General features: G+C 72.3%; 14 protein-coding genes and 2 tRNA genes. 11 read left to right on the forward strand and 5 right to left on the reverse strand.

What is annotated here, in order from left to right:
* Positions 1–62 precede the first annotated feature (62 nt).
* A complete protein-coding gene (locus GCE65_RS05225; protein ID WP_153877639.1) occupies positions 63–1,112 on the reverse strand; it encodes a DUF418 domain-containing protein in 1,050 nt (349 codons plus the stop codon).
* 82 nt (positions 1,113–1,194) lie between these two features.
* On the opposite strand from GCE65_RS05225, the gene GCE65_RS05230 reads away from it, so the two are divergent.
* Positions 1,195–1,992, forward strand: coding sequence for a class I SAM-dependent methyltransferase (locus GCE65_RS05230; protein WP_152909593.1), 798 nt, complete (start codon positions 1,195–1,197; stop codon positions 1,990–1,992).
* Positions 1,993–2,008: 16 nt separating this feature from the next.
* Positions 2,009–2,788: a fumarylacetoacetate hydrolase family protein gene (locus tag GCE65_RS05235; RefSeq protein ID WP_153877640.1), complete on the forward strand. Its 780-nt coding sequence runs from the start codon at positions 2,009–2,011 to the stop codon at positions 2,786–2,788.
* A 6-nt stretch (positions 2,789–2,794) separates the two neighbouring features.
* Here GCE65_RS05235 and GCE65_RS05240 read toward each other — a convergent pair whose 3' ends face one another.
* Positions 2,795–4,066, reverse strand: a complete 1,272-nt coding sequence (locus tag GCE65_RS05240; protein WP_153877641.1) for an MFS transporter — start codon at positions 4,064–4,066, stop codon at positions 2,795–2,797.
* Between the two features lie 75 nt (positions 4,067–4,141).
* On the reverse strand, positions 4,142–4,603 hold the full coding sequence (locus tag GCE65_RS05245; protein WP_153877642.1) for a DoxX family protein: 462 nt from the start codon (positions 4,601–4,603) through the stop codon (positions 4,142–4,144).
* A gap of 102 nt (positions 4,604–4,705) precedes the next feature.
* Here GCE65_RS05245 and GCE65_RS05250 point away from each other — a divergent pair, with 102 nt between their 5' ends.
* From GCE65_RS05250 to GCE65_RS05275, 6 genes are all read left to right on the forward strand, one after another.
* A complete protein-coding gene (locus GCE65_RS05250) occupies positions 4,706–5,293 on the forward strand; it encodes a TetR/AcrR family transcriptional regulator (RefSeq protein WP_152909597.1) in 588 nt (195 codons plus the stop codon).
* 13 nt (positions 5,294–5,306) lie between these two features.
* Positions 5,307–6,788, forward strand: coding sequence for a glutamate--tRNA ligase (gene gltX, locus GCE65_RS05255; protein WP_153877643.1), 1,482 nt, complete (start codon positions 5,307–5,309; stop codon positions 6,786–6,788).
* Positions 6,785–7,519 (forward strand): HAD family hydrolase, encoded by a 735-nt coding sequence (locus GCE65_RS05260; protein ID WP_153877644.1) that lies wholly within the window; start codon positions 6,785–6,787, stop codon positions 7,517–7,519. The genes gltX and GCE65_RS05260 overlap by 4 nt, the downstream gene beginning before the upstream one ends.
* Before the next feature lie 136 nt (positions 7,520–7,655).
* A tRNA-Gln gene (locus tag GCE65_RS05265) sits at positions 7,656–7,727 on the forward strand.
* 53 nt (positions 7,728–7,780) lie between these two features.
* Positions 7,781–7,853: transfer RNA gene (locus GCE65_RS05270), tRNA-Glu, on the forward strand.
* Between the two features lie 140 nt (positions 7,854–7,993).
* Positions 7,994–9,703 carry a choline/carnitine O-acyltransferase gene (locus tag GCE65_RS05275; RefSeq protein ID WP_153877645.1) on the forward strand — a complete coding sequence of 570 codons (1,710 nt, stop codon included), beginning with the start codon at positions 7,994–7,996 and terminating at the stop codon, positions 9,701–9,703.
* Here the strand turns inward: GCE65_RS05275 and GCE65_RS05280 are convergent.
* Positions 9,700–10,425, reverse strand: coding sequence for an IclR family transcriptional regulator (locus tag GCE65_RS05280; RefSeq protein ID WP_152909600.1), 726 nt, complete (start codon positions 10,423–10,425; stop codon positions 9,700–9,702). The two genes, GCE65_RS05275 and GCE65_RS05280, sit on opposite strands and share 4 nt — an antisense overlap.
* A 105-nt stretch (positions 10,426–10,530) precedes the next feature.
* On the opposite strand from GCE65_RS05280, the gene leuC reads away from it, so the two are divergent.
* Together leuC and leuD are read left to right on the forward strand one after the other, a co-directional pair.
* Positions 10,531–11,940 (forward strand): 3-isopropylmalate dehydratase large subunit, encoded by a 1,410-nt coding sequence (gene leuC / locus GCE65_RS05285; RefSeq protein ID WP_152909601.1) that lies wholly within the window; start codon positions 10,531–10,533, stop codon positions 11,938–11,940.
* Positions 11,941–11,953: 13 nt separating this feature from the next.
* Positions 11,954–12,619 (forward strand): 3-isopropylmalate dehydratase small subunit, encoded by a 666-nt coding sequence (gene leuD / locus GCE65_RS05290; protein WP_153877646.1) that lies wholly within the window; start codon positions 11,954–11,956, stop codon positions 12,617–12,619.
* A gap of 87 nt (positions 12,620–12,706) precedes the next feature.
* On the opposite strand, the gene GCE65_RS05295 is transcribed toward leuD, so the two are convergent.
* Positions 12,707–13,216 (reverse strand): hypothetical protein, encoded by a 510-nt coding sequence (locus GCE65_RS05295; protein ID WP_153877647.1) that lies wholly within the window; start codon positions 13,214–13,216, stop codon positions 12,707–12,709.
* Between the two features lie 372 nt (positions 13,217–13,588).
* On the opposite strand from GCE65_RS05295, the gene murA reads away from it, so the two are divergent.
* The gene (gene murA / locus GCE65_RS05300; protein ID WP_152909604.1) at positions 13,589–14,905 is read left to right on the forward strand and encodes a UDP-N-acetylglucosamine 1-carboxyvinyltransferase; all 1,317 of its coding nucleotides are present in this window, start codon (positions 13,589–13,591) and stop codon (positions 14,903–14,905) included.
* Positions 14,906–14,922: the final 17 nt, after the last annotated feature.

Consider the following 14,922-nt stretch of genomic DNA (forward strand, 5'->3'; position numbering starts at 1 on the left):
TGGGCGAGACACGCCCCCACTTTACGGGAGGGTCGAGTTTCGTAATTGGGACCTTCGGCGGATCACGGGGTGAGCGGAACGCTACGTCGCTGCGGGCGCGGTCCCGCCAGCGCAGCTACGAGCCGTTCGAGCGGGCCCTGCCCGAGCCAGGCCGTCCAGGCGGTCGCGGCCACGAGGGTCACGACGACGAGCCACAGCAGCGGCGCCTGGGACTGCGGGAACCACACGGCGTCGGAACCGAGCACGGCGATATAGACGATGTGGGCGCTGTAGACCGAGAGGGAGAGCCGGCCCGTGGCGGCGATCGGGCCGAGCAGCACCCGCCCGGGGGCCGCCCGCGCCGCGAGCAGCGCCAGCGCGATCACCGCCACGCCGGCGCCGGCGTTGCCGAGCAGCTCCGGCGCCGAGTCGGTGTGCGGGGCGGGACTGAGGAGCGCCGCGGCGAAGCCGCCTTGATCGGGCGCGAACACCCGCATCGCGAGCAGGCCGCCCCCGTAGCCCGCGACCGCCGCGGCCGCCCCCGCGGCGAGCAGCCGCAGCTGCACGGCCAGGCGCGTCAGGTCGAGGCGCACGACGGCCAGCCCGACGAGCAGGTAGGCGATCCAGGCGAGCGCCGGGTAGTAGCCGGTGGCGAGTTCGAAGAGCACGGGCGGCCCGTAGGCGGAGGCCGGCTCGCCGTTGACCCACAGCCGCAGCCCGGCCACGACCGGGGGAGCGAGCACCATGACGGCCCCCGCACAGCCCAGGAGCACCCCCGGCCGGTACCGCAGGAATCCGATCATGAGCGCGAACATCACCGCGTAGGAGCCGAGGATCACCACGACCGGGGTGCCGAGCAGCATGAGCACCGCCCCGGCGCCGTACAGTGCCGCGGACCGCCGGAGGATCCGCCCCCGCTCGGCGCGCAGGGCGACCACCTCGACGTCCCCGCCCCGGTAGGCCCGGGCGGTCATGAACCCCAGGCCCGTGCCCGCGAGCATCGCGAACAGCGCCGAGGGGCGCCCGTCCGCGAGCCACCCGCCGGGCATGGGCATGGCCAGATGCGCGACGAACATCCCGAGGATCGCGAGGCCGCGTGCCACGTCGATGCCGACCACACGGATGTTCCTCACGGGCTCGGACCCCCTGGATCCAGATCGGGAAACCGCGGGCGGTTTCTTAGATAAACCTGCGCAACGGTACTACCGTGAGCAGATGAGCGAGCAATATCTGCACGGATATCACGCCAGCGTGCTGGCCTCGCACGCATGGCGCACCGCCGAGAACTCCGCAGCCTACCTGCTGGAGTATCTGGAGCCGGGTATGGACGTGCTCGACGTCGGCTGCGGGGTGGGCACGATCACGACCGACCTGGCCACCCACGTGCCGGGCGGGCGGGTGCTCGGGATCGATCGGGCCGCCGAGGTGCTCGACCGCGCCGCCGACCTCGCGGTGGCCCGCGGCGTGGAGAACGTGCAGTTCGAGCAGGCCGACGTGTACTCGCTGCCGTACGCGGACGGCTCCTTCGACGTGGTCCACGCCCACCAGGTGCTCCAGCACCTCAAGGATCCCGTCGCCGCGATCACCGAGATGCGCCGGGTGCTGCGCCGGGGCGCGCTCCTGGCCGTGCGCGATGCGGACTACGGCGCGATGACCTGGTATCCCGAGGCGGGGCTCACCGGCTGGCGCGACCTGTACCAGCAGGTCTCGGCCGCCCACGGCGCCCAGGCGCAGGCGGGCCGGCGGCTGCTCGCCTGGGTGCGCGCGGCCGGCTTCGGCCAGGTCGAGGCCGGGGCCTCCACCTGGTGCTTCTCCGATCCGGAGGAGCGGGCCTACTGGGCCCGCACGTGGTCCGAGCGGATGCAGCACTCCGGGGTGGCCGAGAAGGCGATCCGCACCGGCCTGGTCGACCAGGCCGAACTCGACCGGATCTCCGCGGCCTGGCAGGACTGGGCGGCCGACGACGACGGCTGGTTCGTGGTCGTGCACGGGGAGGTCCTGGCCCGCGCCTGAGCGCTACCGTAGGGGCATGCGCATCGCCCGTTTCGCCCATGGTTCCGACCCCGCCTACGGCCTCCTCGACGAGGCCGCCGGAGAACTCGTCGTGCTGCGGGGCGACCCGCTCCACACCGCGCCCGAGCCGACGGGCGCGCGGGTGCGTGTGGACGACGTCCGCCTCCTCGCGCCGGTCATCCCGCGTTCGAAGGTGGTCGGCGTGGGGCGCAACTACGCCGCGCATGCGGCCGAACTCGGCAACGAGGTGCCGGCCGAGCCGGTGCTCTTCCTCAAGCCGAACACCGCGGTCGCCGGCCCCGACGATCCGATCGTGCTGCCCGCCTACGCGGACCGGGTCGACTACGAGGCCGAGCTGGCCGTCGTCATCTCGCGGGTCTGCAAGAACCTCACGCCCGAGCAGGCCCCCGCGGCGATCCTCGGATACACCGCCGCCTGCGACTACACGGCGCGCGAGGCGCAGCGCGCCGATGCGACGTGGACCCGCGGCAAGGCGTGGGACACCTCCTGCCCGCTCGGCCCGTACCTGGTCCTGGACGACGGCTCCTTCGACCCGGGGCGGGTGGGCGTGCGCTCCTACGTCGACGGTCAGCTGCGCCAGGACGGCACCACCGCCGACATGGTGCGCTCGGTGACGGAACTGGTGGCCTACGCCTCGAGCGTGTTCACGCTCCTGCCGGGCGACGTCGTCCTCACGGGCACGCCGGCGGGCGTGGGGCCGGCCGAGGCGGGCCGGCGGGTCGACATCGAGATCGACGGCATCGGCCGCTTCGGGAACCCGATCGTGCGCCGGTAGCCTCCCTCAGGCTCCCCGCAGCCGCCCCGGGCGGGTCGACCGGATCGCGATCGTGACCCCGGCGGCGACGAGCGTCAGGGCCACGGCGTTGATGAGGGTGAATCCGCCCAGTTCGAGCAGCGGCCCGGCGGCCGCGGCGAACACGGCCGCGCCCACGTTCATCGCCGCGTCCGCCGTGCCCTGGATCGGCACCCGGTGCTCCTCGGGGATCGAGGCGGTGAGCAGGCTCGAGCCCGCGATGAAGCAGGCCGACCAGCCGAGCCCGAGCAGCACGAGCGCGGCCGTGATCCGCGGGGTCGAGGAGCCGGCGACGTCGTCCACGAGCCCGAGGGTCGCGGCGAGGACGAGGATCGCGAACCCGGCCCAGATGACCCGCGTCGCGCCGTAGCGGTCGCTCAGCCAGCCGTACACCGGCGAGAGCGCGTACATGCCGAGGATGTGCAGCGAGATGACCAGGCCGATGATCGTGATCGAGTCGCCGTGGTGATCCATGTGCACCGGGGTCATGACCATGACCGAGACCATGACCGTGTGGCCGAGCACGACGGCCGCGAAGCCGAGCAGCGCCCGCGGGGCGGCGACCACCTCCCGCAGGCCCTCGGCCACGCCGATGGTCCGCGTGCCGGTCGGTGTCGACGCGGGTGCGTGCCCCGGTGAGCGCAGCCGGAGCGTCGTGAGCGAGGCGAGGAGGAAGACGACCGCGGAGACCACGAACGGCCCGCCGAGCTCGCCCACCCCGAGCGCCCGGCCGAGCCGCCCGGCCGGGCCGGCCAGGTTCGGGCCCGCGACCGATCCGAGGGTCGTCGCCCAGACGACGATCGAGAGGGCGACGGCCCGCCGGTGCACGGGCGCGTCGTCCGTGGCCGCGTAGCGCGCCTGGAACCCGGCGGCGGTCGAGGAGCCGAACGCGAGCATCCCGACGAAGAAGACCGGCGCCGACCCGGTGCCGGCCCCGACGAGCACGAGGATCGACCCGGCCAGCGCGATGCCGAATCCGGTCGTCAGCGCCCGGCGGCGGGAGGTGCGCTGGGCCAGCCGGGCCAGCGGGATGGCGAGCGTGGCCGCGCCGAGGATCGAGGCCGTCTGGGCGAATCCGGCGTACGCCGCGCTCCCGGTCAGGTGCTCGGCGAGCAGCCCGCCGACGGCGAAGCCGACCGCGATCCCGACCCCGGAGAGCAGCTGGGCGACCGAGAGCGTCGCCTGATTCCGGCCGAACGTGGGACGCGGGCGGGGCGCGGGCGAGTCGGCGCTCGCGTCGATCAGGTGGCCATCGGTCATGAGTGGCGCTCCGGTCCGCGCATCCGGGTCCCTTTCGGCGAAGTCGTTCGGTGATCCGCCCCCATGGTAGGCGGGCTACACGGCCGTGACCGTCACGGCCACGGCGGCCGCCAGGTACAGCAGTTGCACGAGGGCCCGGCGACCCAGGGGCGTGGTCGGCGCGCTCGGGTGGCGGCGCCGGCCCGCGGCGTAGACGTTGGCGGGGAACATCGCGAGCATGAGCATGCCGAGGCAGACGGCGGCGACCGGTCGGATCCACGCGGCCGACGCCGGGGGGACGAGCAGCCCGACGGCCCCCGCCAGCTCCAGGACTCCGGTGACCGTGACCGCCAGCGCCGGGAAGGGGACGGCCGGCGGAACGATCGCGATCAGTCCGGCCCGGCGCGGCTGGAACAGGTGGGCGCTCGCGGTCAGCAGGAACAGCGCCGCCAGCCCCGCGGCGAGCGCCTGCGGCCAGGTGTCGAGGTAGTCGACACCCAGCCGGCCGAGGAGCCGGCCGACGAGGGTGACGCCCACGAGAGCGAGAAGTGGAGCCATGGCGGGCCTTCCGGGAGATCGAGGTATCTTGTCGGTGGCTAGATTACGGCGCGGGCCTCGGGCCTGTCTAGGCGGTGACTAGATTGGTTTAGGGTGGCGCGTATGGAACGGCCCTACCACCACGGAGATCTGCGTGCGCGCGTCCTGGCCATCGCCGCCGAGGTCGTGGCCGAGTCGGGGGTCGACGCGCTGTCGTTGCGCGAGCTCGCGCGCCGCGCCGGCGTCTCCCACGCCGCACCGGCCCATCATTTCGGCAACCGGCGCGGGCTGGTCACGGCGTTGGCGACCGAGGGCTTCCACCTCCTCGCCGCCACCCTGGAACCCTCGGTCGCCGCGGGCGAGTTCGATCGCACCGCGGTGGCATATGTCCGCTTCGCGCTCTCCCATCCCGGCCACTACGGCGTCATGTTCCGCTCCGACCTGCTCGCGACGACGGACGACGCGCTGGCGGACGCCCGCCGCCGGACGACCGCTCTCCTGGACTCGGGGCTCGCATCCGTGCCGGGCGACCGACTGCTCGTGGGCCCCACCCAGGCGCGCCAGTGCGCCTGGGCCCTCGTGCACGGGCTGGCCACGCTCTGGCTCGGCGGCGCGTTGCCGGGCACCGATCCGGAACGCCTGACGCTCGCCGCCGCCCATCAGCTGTTCGGTGATGCGACGGCCGGAACCGAGGCCGGCCGCGCCCAGTAGTCTGGTGGGCATCATGAGCACAATTCGCCTGCGTTTCTGCCCCTCGCCCACCGGTACTCCCCACGTCGGCCTCATCCGCACGGCCCTGTTCAATTGGGCCTATGCCCGCCACACCGGCGGCACCCTGGTCTTTCGGATCGAGGACACCGACGCCGCCCGCGACTCCGAGGAGTCCTATCGGCAGCTGCTCGACGCGCTGGACTGGCTCGGCCTCGACTGGGACGAGGGCGTCGAGGTCGGCGGCCCGCACGGGCCGTACCGGCAGAGCGAGCGGATGGAGATCTACGCCGACGTCGCCGCCCGGCTCCTCGCCGCCGGGCACGCCTACGAGTCGTTCTCGACGCCCGAGGAGATCGAGGCCCGTCACCGGGCCGCGGGCCGCGATCCGAAGCTCGGCTACGACGGCCACGACCGCGACCTGAGCGAGGAGCAGAAGGTCGCCTACCGGGCCGAGGGCCGCGCCCCCGTGCTGCGGCTGCGGATGCCGGCCGAGGACCTGTCCTTCACCGACCTCGTGCGCGGGCAGGTGACCTTCAAGGCCGGCTCGGTACCCGACTTCGTCATCGTGCGGGGCAACGGTCAGCCGCTGTACACGCTCGTCAACCCGGTCGACGACGCGCTCATGCAGATCACCCACGTGCTCCGCGGGGAGGACATCCTCTCCTCCACGCCGCGCCAGATCGCGCTCTACCGGGCCCTGCTCGACATCGGCGTGGCCACCGTCATGCCGGAGTTCGGCCACCTGCCCTACGTCATGGGGGAGGGGAACAGGAAGCTGTCCAAGCGCGATCCCGAGTCGAACCTCTTCCTGCACCGCGACCGCGGCTTCATCCCCGAGGGCCTGCTCAACTACCTCGCCCTGCTCGGCTGGTCGATCTCCCCGGACAACGACATCTTCTCCCGCGAGGAGATGGTCGCCGCGTTCGACGTGGCCAGCGTCAACCCGAATCCGGCGCGCTTCGACGTGAAGAAGGCCGAGGCGATCAACGCGACCCACCTGCGGATGCTCGCCCCGGAGGACTTCCGCGGCCGGCTCGTGCCGTACCTGCACGCTGCGGGCGCCGTCTCGGCGCCGGAGTACGCGGGCCTGGGCGAGCGGGAGCGGGAGATCCTGCGCGAAGCGGCCCCCCTCGTGCAGGAGCGCATGACCCTCCTCGGGGAGGCGCCGGGCATGCTCGGCTTCCTGTTCACGGCCGACGCGGACCTGATCGTCGAGGACGACGCCCGCGGCAAGCTGCGGCCCGAGGCCGCCGAGGTGCTCGACCGATCGATCGAGGTGCTGGCCGGGCTCGCGGACTTCGGCGCCGAATCGCAGCAGGAGGCGCTCAAGGTGGTGCTCGTCGACGAGCTCGGCATCAAGCCTCGGTTCGCGTTCGCGCCGCTGCGCACGGCGGTGACGGGCCGGCGGGTCTCGCCGCCGCTGTTCGAGTCGATGGAGATCCTCGGGCGGGACTCGAGCCTCGCGCGGCTGCGCGCGCTGCGGGCGAGCCTGTGAGCCGGGCCGTCGTCTTCGACCTCGACGACACCCTCGTGGACACCCGCACGGCGTTCGCGGCGGCGATCGATGCGGCCACCCGGCTGCTCGACCCGGACCTCACCCCGGAGCGGTCCGCCGTGGCCCTGGCGAGCTGGCGACAGGATCTGGGCGGACACTACCGCGCCTACACCCGCGGCACGGTCGGCTATTGGGAACAGCGGGAGGCCCGGCTGCGCGAGATCGGACGCGCCCTCGGCCTGCCCGGACTCGGCGCGGACGACGTCGAGGCGTGGAACGAGGCGTTCGACCTCGCCTTCGCGGGCGCCTGGGCCCCGTTCCCCGACGCCCGCCCGACGGTCGACCGGCTCCGGGAGGACGGCTACGAGATCGGCGTCGTCACGAACGCCCAGACGCGCGTGCAGGAGCTCAAGCTCGCCGCGACCGGGCTGGACGATCTGCCGCTGCTCGTCACGATGGACACGTTCGGGGTCGGCAAGCCGGCCCCCGAGGTCTTCCTCGAGGCGTGCCGGCTGCTCGGCGTCGAGCCGGCGGAGACGGCCTACGTCGGCGACGAGCTCGACACGGACGCCCGCGGGGCGATGAACGCCGGCCTGCGGGGCATGTGGCTGGCGCGTCCGGGGCGCCGCCGGGGTGGTCACCACGACGAGGACCCGGAGGGTGCCCGGGCCTCCGGTGTGGCGGTCCTCACCTCGCTGACGGAGCTTCCGGACCTGCTCGGGGCTCTCTGATGCGGATTGTGCACAGGTGTGGGCTTGCTCACGGCTCTCGTTTTGGTTCGCGGCCCCCGCTCCGGTAGAGTCATCCGGCGGTAGGACGTTTGGATCACGGCGCCTCGCGGCGTCCGATCCGGACCGAATACTCCGATGGGGTATGGTGTAATCGGCAGCACGACTGTTTCTGGTACAGTTAGTCTAGGTTCGAGTCCTGGTACCCCAGCGCGTGAAGAGTGCTCCGTCAGGTAGCATTCCGAAGGCAAGAAGAAATTGCATGGCCCCGTCGTCTAGCGGCCTAGGACACCGCCCTCTCACGGCGGCGGCGCCGGTTCGAATCCGGTCGGGGCTGCAAACAAGGCACAGGATCTCTGCTGAGCAGGGATCCTGTGCCTTTCTTCGTTGACGGGAGACTCGGGTCACGAGAATCGGCCCCGCCGCGGCGGTATCGTGAAGCCGTTGACGTGACCGTCCGAGATCGGAGGGTGCCCGATGAAGTCCCTCCCCGTTCCGCCGCTGGCGCAGACCCTGGAGCGCTATCTCACCGCGCTGGGGCCGCTCCAGACCGCGCACGAACGAGCGGTCACGGGCGCGGCCGTGACCGAGTTCGCGAACGCCGACGGTCCGGCCTGCCAGGAGGAGCTCGAGCGATTCGCCCGCGCCGAGCACCGGCGGGGGCGCAGCTGGCTGACTCGTGCATGGCAGGACACCTACCTCGAGCAGCGATCCCCCCTGCCGCTGGCCGGCAACGTCGCGTTCCAGCTCGCGTGGGACCGGACCAGGCGCGGGGTCGACCTCGCGGCCGACGTCGCCCATCGACTGGCCGCCGTCCACCTGCGTCACCTGCGGGGCGAGGCCCGGCCCGAGGTGAGCCCGCGCGGGGAGCCGCTCACGCCCACGCAGTGGCGCTACCTCGCCGGCGGGATCCGTGATCCGCGTCCCGGCACGGACGGCTTCCTCGAGGGCCACCCGTCACCGGCGCACCGCGAGATCGTCGTGCTCCGACACAACCGCGCCCATGCCCTGGCGGTGTCCGATGCCGCCGGGCGGCCCCTGCCGCGCCCCGCCCTCGCCGCGGCGATGACGCAGATCCTGCGCTCGGTCGCGACGCCGGGCACGTTCACCGACCCCTCCCTCCTCGGCAGCGAGCACGCCGCGGCCGTCCTCGATCGACTGCGCGCCGAACCGGCCGGCGCCGAGACCTACCGCCGGCTGCGCGAGGCCCTGTTCGTGCTCGACCTCGGCGACGAGGGCGAGACCGGCGGCACCGCCGAGGCGCTGCGGCGGGTGGCGTTCGATCCGGGAGCTGCGTGGGTGTACAAGCCGCTGAGCGTCGAGGTCGGATTGGTCGACGGCTTCGTCGCCGTCCACGTCGAGCATTCGATCCTCGACGGGGCGACGCTCGCCGCGCACGTCGCGCAGGCGCACCTCGTGCAGCCCGACGACCGGGTGGTCGAGGCGCCGGCGGCGGGGCGGCCGACGGAGCTGGTCTGGCCGGTCGATGCCCGGCTCCGGGGCGAGATCGACGCAGCCCTGCAGGCGTATCGCGCCGAGGCCGGCCGGTATCGGGTCCGCGTGGTCACCGTGCCGTTCACCGCACCGGCGGGCCTGCGGTTCAGCCACGACGGCGCGATGCAGTGGATCATGCTCGTCGCCCAGCGCGCCACGTGGGGGCGGGTCCGCAGCACCTACGAGGCCGTGGACATGCGCGAGTACCTCGCCGGACGGACCGAGTGCCTGCGACCGAACACGCCCGAGGCGGTGGCCCTCGCGGGCGCGCTCCTCGACGGCGATGCCACGCCGGAACAGCTCGAGGCCGCCCGCGGGGCGCATTCGGCCCTCGTCAAGGCGTGCAAGAGCGGCAACGGGATCGACCGGCACCTGTTCGGGTTGCGGGCCATGGCCTCCCGGCTCGGGCTCACCCCGCGGATCTTCGCCGACGACGGCTACCGGCTGCTGACCACCGATGTGCTCTCGACCACCTCGATCGGCGGCCGGGGCGAGATCGTCCGGCTCGCCTTCGCCCCGACCGCGGACGGGGGAGTGGGCGTGAACTACACGGCCGACCCGGGTGCATACGAGTTCTGCCTCACGTGGCGCGCCGATGAGATCGGCGAGATCGACGCCTTCGTCTCCCACCTGCGGGCGGGTGCGCGGGCGCTCGAGGAGGGGGCGCGCCGGGCGGGGCCGACGGCGCCCTAGAGTCCCTCGTCGGCCTTGCGCAGCACCTCGGTCAGCCGGTTCGCGGCGGCCACGACGGAGGCGGCATGCAGCCGGCCGGGCTGTCGGCTCATGCGCTCGACGGGGCCGGAGACGGAGACGGCGGCGATGACCCGACCCGACGGCCCGCGCACGGGGGCCGAGACCGAGGCCACGCCGACCTCGCGCTCGCTGATCGACTGGGACCAGCCGCGCCGGCGCACCCCCGAGAGGATCGTGGCTGTGAACTTCGCGCCGTGCAGCCCGCGGTGCAGCCGGTCCGGCTCCTCCCAGGCGAGCAGGATCTGCGCGGCGGAGCCGGCGAGCATCGTGAGCGTGGCGCCCACGGGGATGGAGTCGCGCAGGCCCATCTGCTTCTCGGCCGCGGCCACGCAGATGCGCTGATCGCCCTGGCGGCGGTAGAGCTGGGCGCTCTCGCCGGTGTGGTCGCGTAGCGCCACGAGCACCGAGCCCGCGGCGGCGAGCAGTCGGTCCTCGCCCGCGGCGGAGGCGAGTTCGGCCAGGCGCGGCCCGAGCACGAACCGCCCCTGCATGTCGCGGGAGACGAGCCGGTGGTGCTCGAGGGCGACGGCGAGCCGATGCGCGGTCGGGCGTGCCAGGTGGGTGCTGGCCACCAGCTGTGCCAGGGTCGCCGGACCCGCTTCCAGGGCGCCCAGAACGATCGCGGCCTTGTCAAGAACGCCGACTCCGCTAGAGTTGTCCATAAGTCGATATTGCCGTCTCGGAAGATGAGACGCAAGTTCGACGGTGAAACCCGGAGTGTCGCAAGGCCCTCCGTCAGCACACGGATCAAGGAAGTTGGACGCGTCATGGGTAGGACGTTGGCGGAGAAGGTATGGGCGGACCATATTGTCCGCAGAGGTGAGGACGGCGCGCCCGACCTCCTCTACATCGATCTCCACCTCGTGCACGAGGTCACGAGCCCGCAGGCCTTCGAGGGGCTGCGCCTCGCCGGGCGTCCCGTGCGTCGTCCAGACCTGACGATCGCCACCGAGGACCACAACACCCCGACCCTCGACATCGACCTGCCGATCGCCGACAAGACCTCGCGCAAGCAGATCGACACGCTGCGGGCCAACGTCGAGGACTTCGGCGTGCGGATCCACTCCCTCGGCGACGCCGATCAGGGGATCGTCCACGTCGTGGGGCCCCAGCTCGGCCTGACCATGCCCGGCCTGACCGTCGTGTGCGGCGACTCCCACACCTCGACCCACGGGGCCTTCGGCGCGCTCGCATTCGGCATCGGCACCTCCGAGGTGGAGCACGTGCTCGCCACCCAGACCCTGCCGCTCGCCCCGTTCAAGACCATGGCGATCACGGTGAACGGCACGCTGCGCGAGGGCACGACCGCCAAGGACATCATCCTCGCCGTCATCGCCAAGATCGGCACCGGCGGCGGCCAGGGCTACGTGCTCGAGTACCGCGGCGAGGCCATCGAGGCGCTGTCGATGGAAGCGCGCATGACGATCTGCAACATGTCGATCGAGGCCGGGGCGCGCGCCGGCATGATCGCCCCGGACGAGACCACCTTCGCCTATCTCAAGGGCCGCCCGCACGCCCCCGAGGGGGAGGACTGGGACGCCGCCGTCGAGTACTGGCGCACGCTGCGCACCGACTCGGATGCGACCTTCGACGCCGAGGTCACCCTCGACGCGAACGACCTCGAACCCTTCGTCACCTGGGGCACGAACCCGGGCCAGGGCCTGCCGCTGTCGGGCCGGGTCCCGAACCCGGAGGAGATCAACGAGGAGAACGAGCGCGTGGCCGCCGAGCGGGCGCTCGAGTACATGGACCTCGCGCCGGGACTGCCGCTGCGCGACATCCACGTCGACACGGTCTTCATCGGGTCGTGCACGAACGGCCGGATCGAGGACCTGCGCGCCGTGGTCGACGTCATCGCCGGCCGGAAGAAGGCCGACGACGTGCGCGTGCTCGTCGTGCCGGGATCGGCGCGGGTGCGACTCCAGGCCGAGGCCGAGGGGCTCGACCAGGTCTTCCTCGCCTTCGGCGCCGAGTGGCGCAACGCCGGCTGCTCGATGTGCCTGGGCATGAACCCCGATCAGCTCAAGCCCGGGGAACGGGCCGCCTCCACCTCGAACCGCAACTTCGAGGGCCGGCAGGGCAAGGGTGGACGCACCCACCTCGTCTCCCCGCTCGTCGCGGCCGCCACGGCCATCCGCGGCACCCTCTCGTCCCCCGCCGACCTCGTGAACGCCTGAGGAGGCCGCCACCATGGAGAAATTCACCACGCACACCGGCGTCGGCATCCCGCTGCGCCGCAGCAACGTCGACACCGACCAGATCATCCCGGCCGTCTACCTCAAGCGGGTCTCCCGCACCGGCTTCGAGGACGCGCTCTTCGCCGCCTGGCGGTCCGACCCGGAGTTCATCCTCAACCAGGAGCCGTACAAGACGGCCTCGGTGCTCGTCGCCGGCCCGGACTTCGGCACCGGCTCCTCCCGTGAGCACGCCGTCTGGGCGCTCAAGGACTACGGCTTCAAGGTCGTGCTCGCGAGCCGCTTCGCCGACATCTTCCGCGGCAACTCCGGCAAGCAGGGTCTCGTCGCCGGGATCCTCGCGCAGGAGGACGTCGAGCTCATCTGGAAGGCGCTCGAGTCCAACCCCGGCCAGGAGATCACGGTCGACCTCGTGAACCGGCAGGTGACCTGCGGTGACATCGTCGCCACCTTCGAGATCGACGACTACACCCGCTGGCGCCTCATGGAGGGCCTCGACGACATCGGCCTCACGCTCAACCACGAGGCCGACATCACGGCCTACGAACAGTCGCGCGCCGCCTGGCGTCCCACGACTCTGCCGGCCAAGACCCTCCCGCCCGTCGAGATCGTAGCCGCCCGCCCGGTCACGGTGCCGACCCAGAACGAGTCGCTCAGCTGACCCCGCGAAGCCGGTAGCACGCGCGAACGCCGCTCCACCCGGGGCGGCGTTCGTCGTCTCGTATGGACGGCGCCCGGCCGGCTCCGATCAGAACGTCGCCTCGAGCGCGGCCCGGTAGCGCCCCGGCTCGGCGCGGGCGCCGGCCGAGACGAGCAGGCGGTGCCGCCCGAGCCGCTCCGCGTGATCCCCGGCGACGGGGAGGGAGATGACGCCTCGTAGGCCCCGCGACCACGCCCGGGCCACGGCGCCGGCGCAGCGGTCCTCGGGAGAGCCGCCGGGCGGCGGCAGCGCCTCGATCGGCAGGGCGTAGTACCACGCGTCCAGGGCCTCGCGGTCGATGCCCACGTCTCCGTATCGGTGCTGCCAGAGCAGTGGTGGGAACTCGGGCGGGTTGGTTCGCGTGGGCGGGTGCGGCGCGGGCGTCTGGTCGCGGAACCACTGCAGGGTCTCCTGCCAGCAGCCGAGCCAGCGGTCCTCCCACTCCGGCACCCCAGGATCCGGCGGGCGCGAGCGGTCCCGCGGTGGCGGCGGGTCGAGCGGCGGGAGGTCGATCTGGGGGTGCAGATCCCAGCGGTCCCGGATGTACAGGAGTTCCAATAGGCTCCGGGCGCGTGGCGTGACCCCGAGCGTGAAGCCGGCGGGCCACCGTGGTCCTTCGGGAAGGCCGTGTCGGTGTAGGAACCTGGGCATCGTGACCATCAACTCCAGTGGAGTGGCATCGTGCTGCAGCGACCAGCGTATCCGGCCGATCCACCTCATGGCCTGGTGGCGGGGTCGCTCACCCCGCGGTCGAGCAGGGCGTAGCCCGGGGATTCTGCTGGGATTTCCGGGGTTCGGCCCTGGTCGGCCGGTGGATCCGGGGTTCGGCCCTGGTCGGCCGGTGGCGCGAGGGGTTCGGCCCGGTCACATCCCGCCGCGACGGGGACGCGCGCGGGCGTGGCCTATCCTGGGGCGAGAAGGGACGGTCACATGACGATTCTGCGAGTGCACGGGGGAGTTCCGCTCACCGGTGACATCACGGTCCGGGGCGCGAAGAACTTCGTCTCCAAGGCGATGGTCGCGGCGGTGCTGGGGGAGACCCCCTCGGTGCTGCGCAACGTCCCCGACATCAAGGACGTCCAGGTCGTGGGCGGGCTGCTCTCGCTCCACGGCGTGCAGGTCGACTGGGACTCCGCCGCCGGCACGGTCGCCATGGACCCGTCCCGGGTCGAGGTCGCGGGCCGCGCCGACATCGACACCCACGCCGGTTCGAGCCGGATCCCGATCCTCATGTGCGGTCCGCTGCTGCACCGCCTCGGCGAGGCATTCATCCCCGACCTCGGCGGCTGCCACATCGGCGACCGCCCGATCGATTACCACCTGAGCATCCTGCGCCAGTTCGGCGCCGAGATCGACAAGCTCGAATCCGGCATCTGGATCAAGGCCCCCGCCCGCGGGCTCCAGGGAACCCAGGTCGAGCTGCCATATCCGAGCGTCGGCGCGACCGAGCAGCTCCTGCTCACCGCCGTGCGCGCGAACGGCGTGACCGAACTGCGCAATGCCGCGATCGAGCCGGAGATCCTCGCGCTCATCGACGTGCTGCAGCGGATGGGCGCGATCATCTCCGTGGACACCGACCGGGTCATCCGGATCGAGGGGGTGGACGCCCTGCGCGGCTACACCTACACGGCCCTGCCGGACCGGATCGAGACGGCCTCGTGGGCCTCGGCCGCGCTCGCCACCCACGGCGACATCTACGTGCGCGGCGCCGAGCAGTCGGCGATGGGCACATTCCTCAACACCTATCGCAAGGTCGGCGGCGACTTCGACATCGACGACGAGGGCATCCGGTTCCGCCACCCCGGCAGGGACCTGCGGTCCATCGTGCTCGAGACCGACGTCCACCCCGGCTTCATGACCGACTGGCAGCAGCCCCTCGTCGTCGCCCTCACCCAGGCGACCGGCCTGTCGATCGTGCACGAGACCGTCTACGAGAACAGGTTCGGGTTCACGGACGCGCTGCGGCGCATGGGAGCGAAGATCCAGGTCTACCGCGAATGCCTCGGCGGCAAGGACTGCCGGTTCGGGCAGCGGAACTTCTTCCACTCCGCCGTCATCTCCGGGCCCACCCCGTTGCAGGCCGCCGACATCGAGGTGCCCGACCTGCGCGGCGGCTTCTCCCACCTCATCGCCGCGCTCGCCGCGGAGGGCACCTCGAACGTGCGCGGGATCGAGCTCATCTACCGCGGCTACGAGAATTTCATGGCCAAGCTCACCGCCCTCGGTGCCAAGGTCGAGCAGGTCTGAGCCGCCGCCGGATCCGA

It is taken from the genome of Pseudactinotalea sp. HY158 (genome assembly GCF_009660225.1).
Lineage (GTDB): Bacteria > Actinomycetota > Actinomycetes > Actinomycetales > Beutenbergiaceae > HY158.

Coding starts and splice junctions, on each gene's coding strand:
- GCE65_RS05280 (WP_152909600.1), bottom strand. CDS start 10,425: ATGGACAACTCTAGCGGAGTCGGCGTTCTTGACAAGGCCGCGATCGTT.
- gltX (WP_153877643.1), top strand. CDS start 5,307: ATGAGCACAATTCGCCTGCGTTTCTGCCCCTCGCCCACCGGTACTCCC.
- GCE65_RS05245 (WP_153877642.1), bottom strand. CDS start 4,603: ATGGCTCCACTTCTCGCTCTCGTGGGCGTCACCCTCGTCGGCCGGCTC.
- GCE65_RS05240 (WP_153877641.1), bottom strand. CDS start 4,066: ATGACCGATGGCCACCTGATCGACGCGAGCGCCGACTCGCCCGCGCCC.
- leuD (WP_153877646.1), top strand. CDS start 11,954: ATGGAGAAATTCACCACGCACACCGGCGTCGGCATCCCGCTGCGCCGC.
- GCE65_RS05235 (WP_153877640.1), top strand. CDS start 2,009: ATGCGCATCGCCCGTTTCGCCCATGGTTCCGACCCCGCCTACGGCCTC.
- GCE65_RS05275 (WP_153877645.1), top strand. CDS start 7,994: ATGAAGTCCCTCCCCGTTCCGCCGCTGGCGCAGACCCTGGAGCGCTAT.
- murA (WP_152909604.1), top strand. CDS start 13,589: ATGACGATTCTGCGAGTGCACGGGGGAGTTCCGCTCACCGGTGACATC.
- GCE65_RS05230 (WP_152909593.1), top strand. CDS start 1,195: ATGAGCGAGCAATATCTGCACGGATATCACGCCAGCGTGCTGGCCTCG.
- GCE65_RS05250 (WP_152909597.1), top strand. CDS start 4,706: ATGGAACGGCCCTACCACCACGGAGATCTGCGTGCGCGCGTCCTGGCC.
- leuC (WP_152909601.1), top strand. CDS start 10,531: ATGGGTAGGACGTTGGCGGAGAAGGTATGGGCGGACCATATTGTCCGC.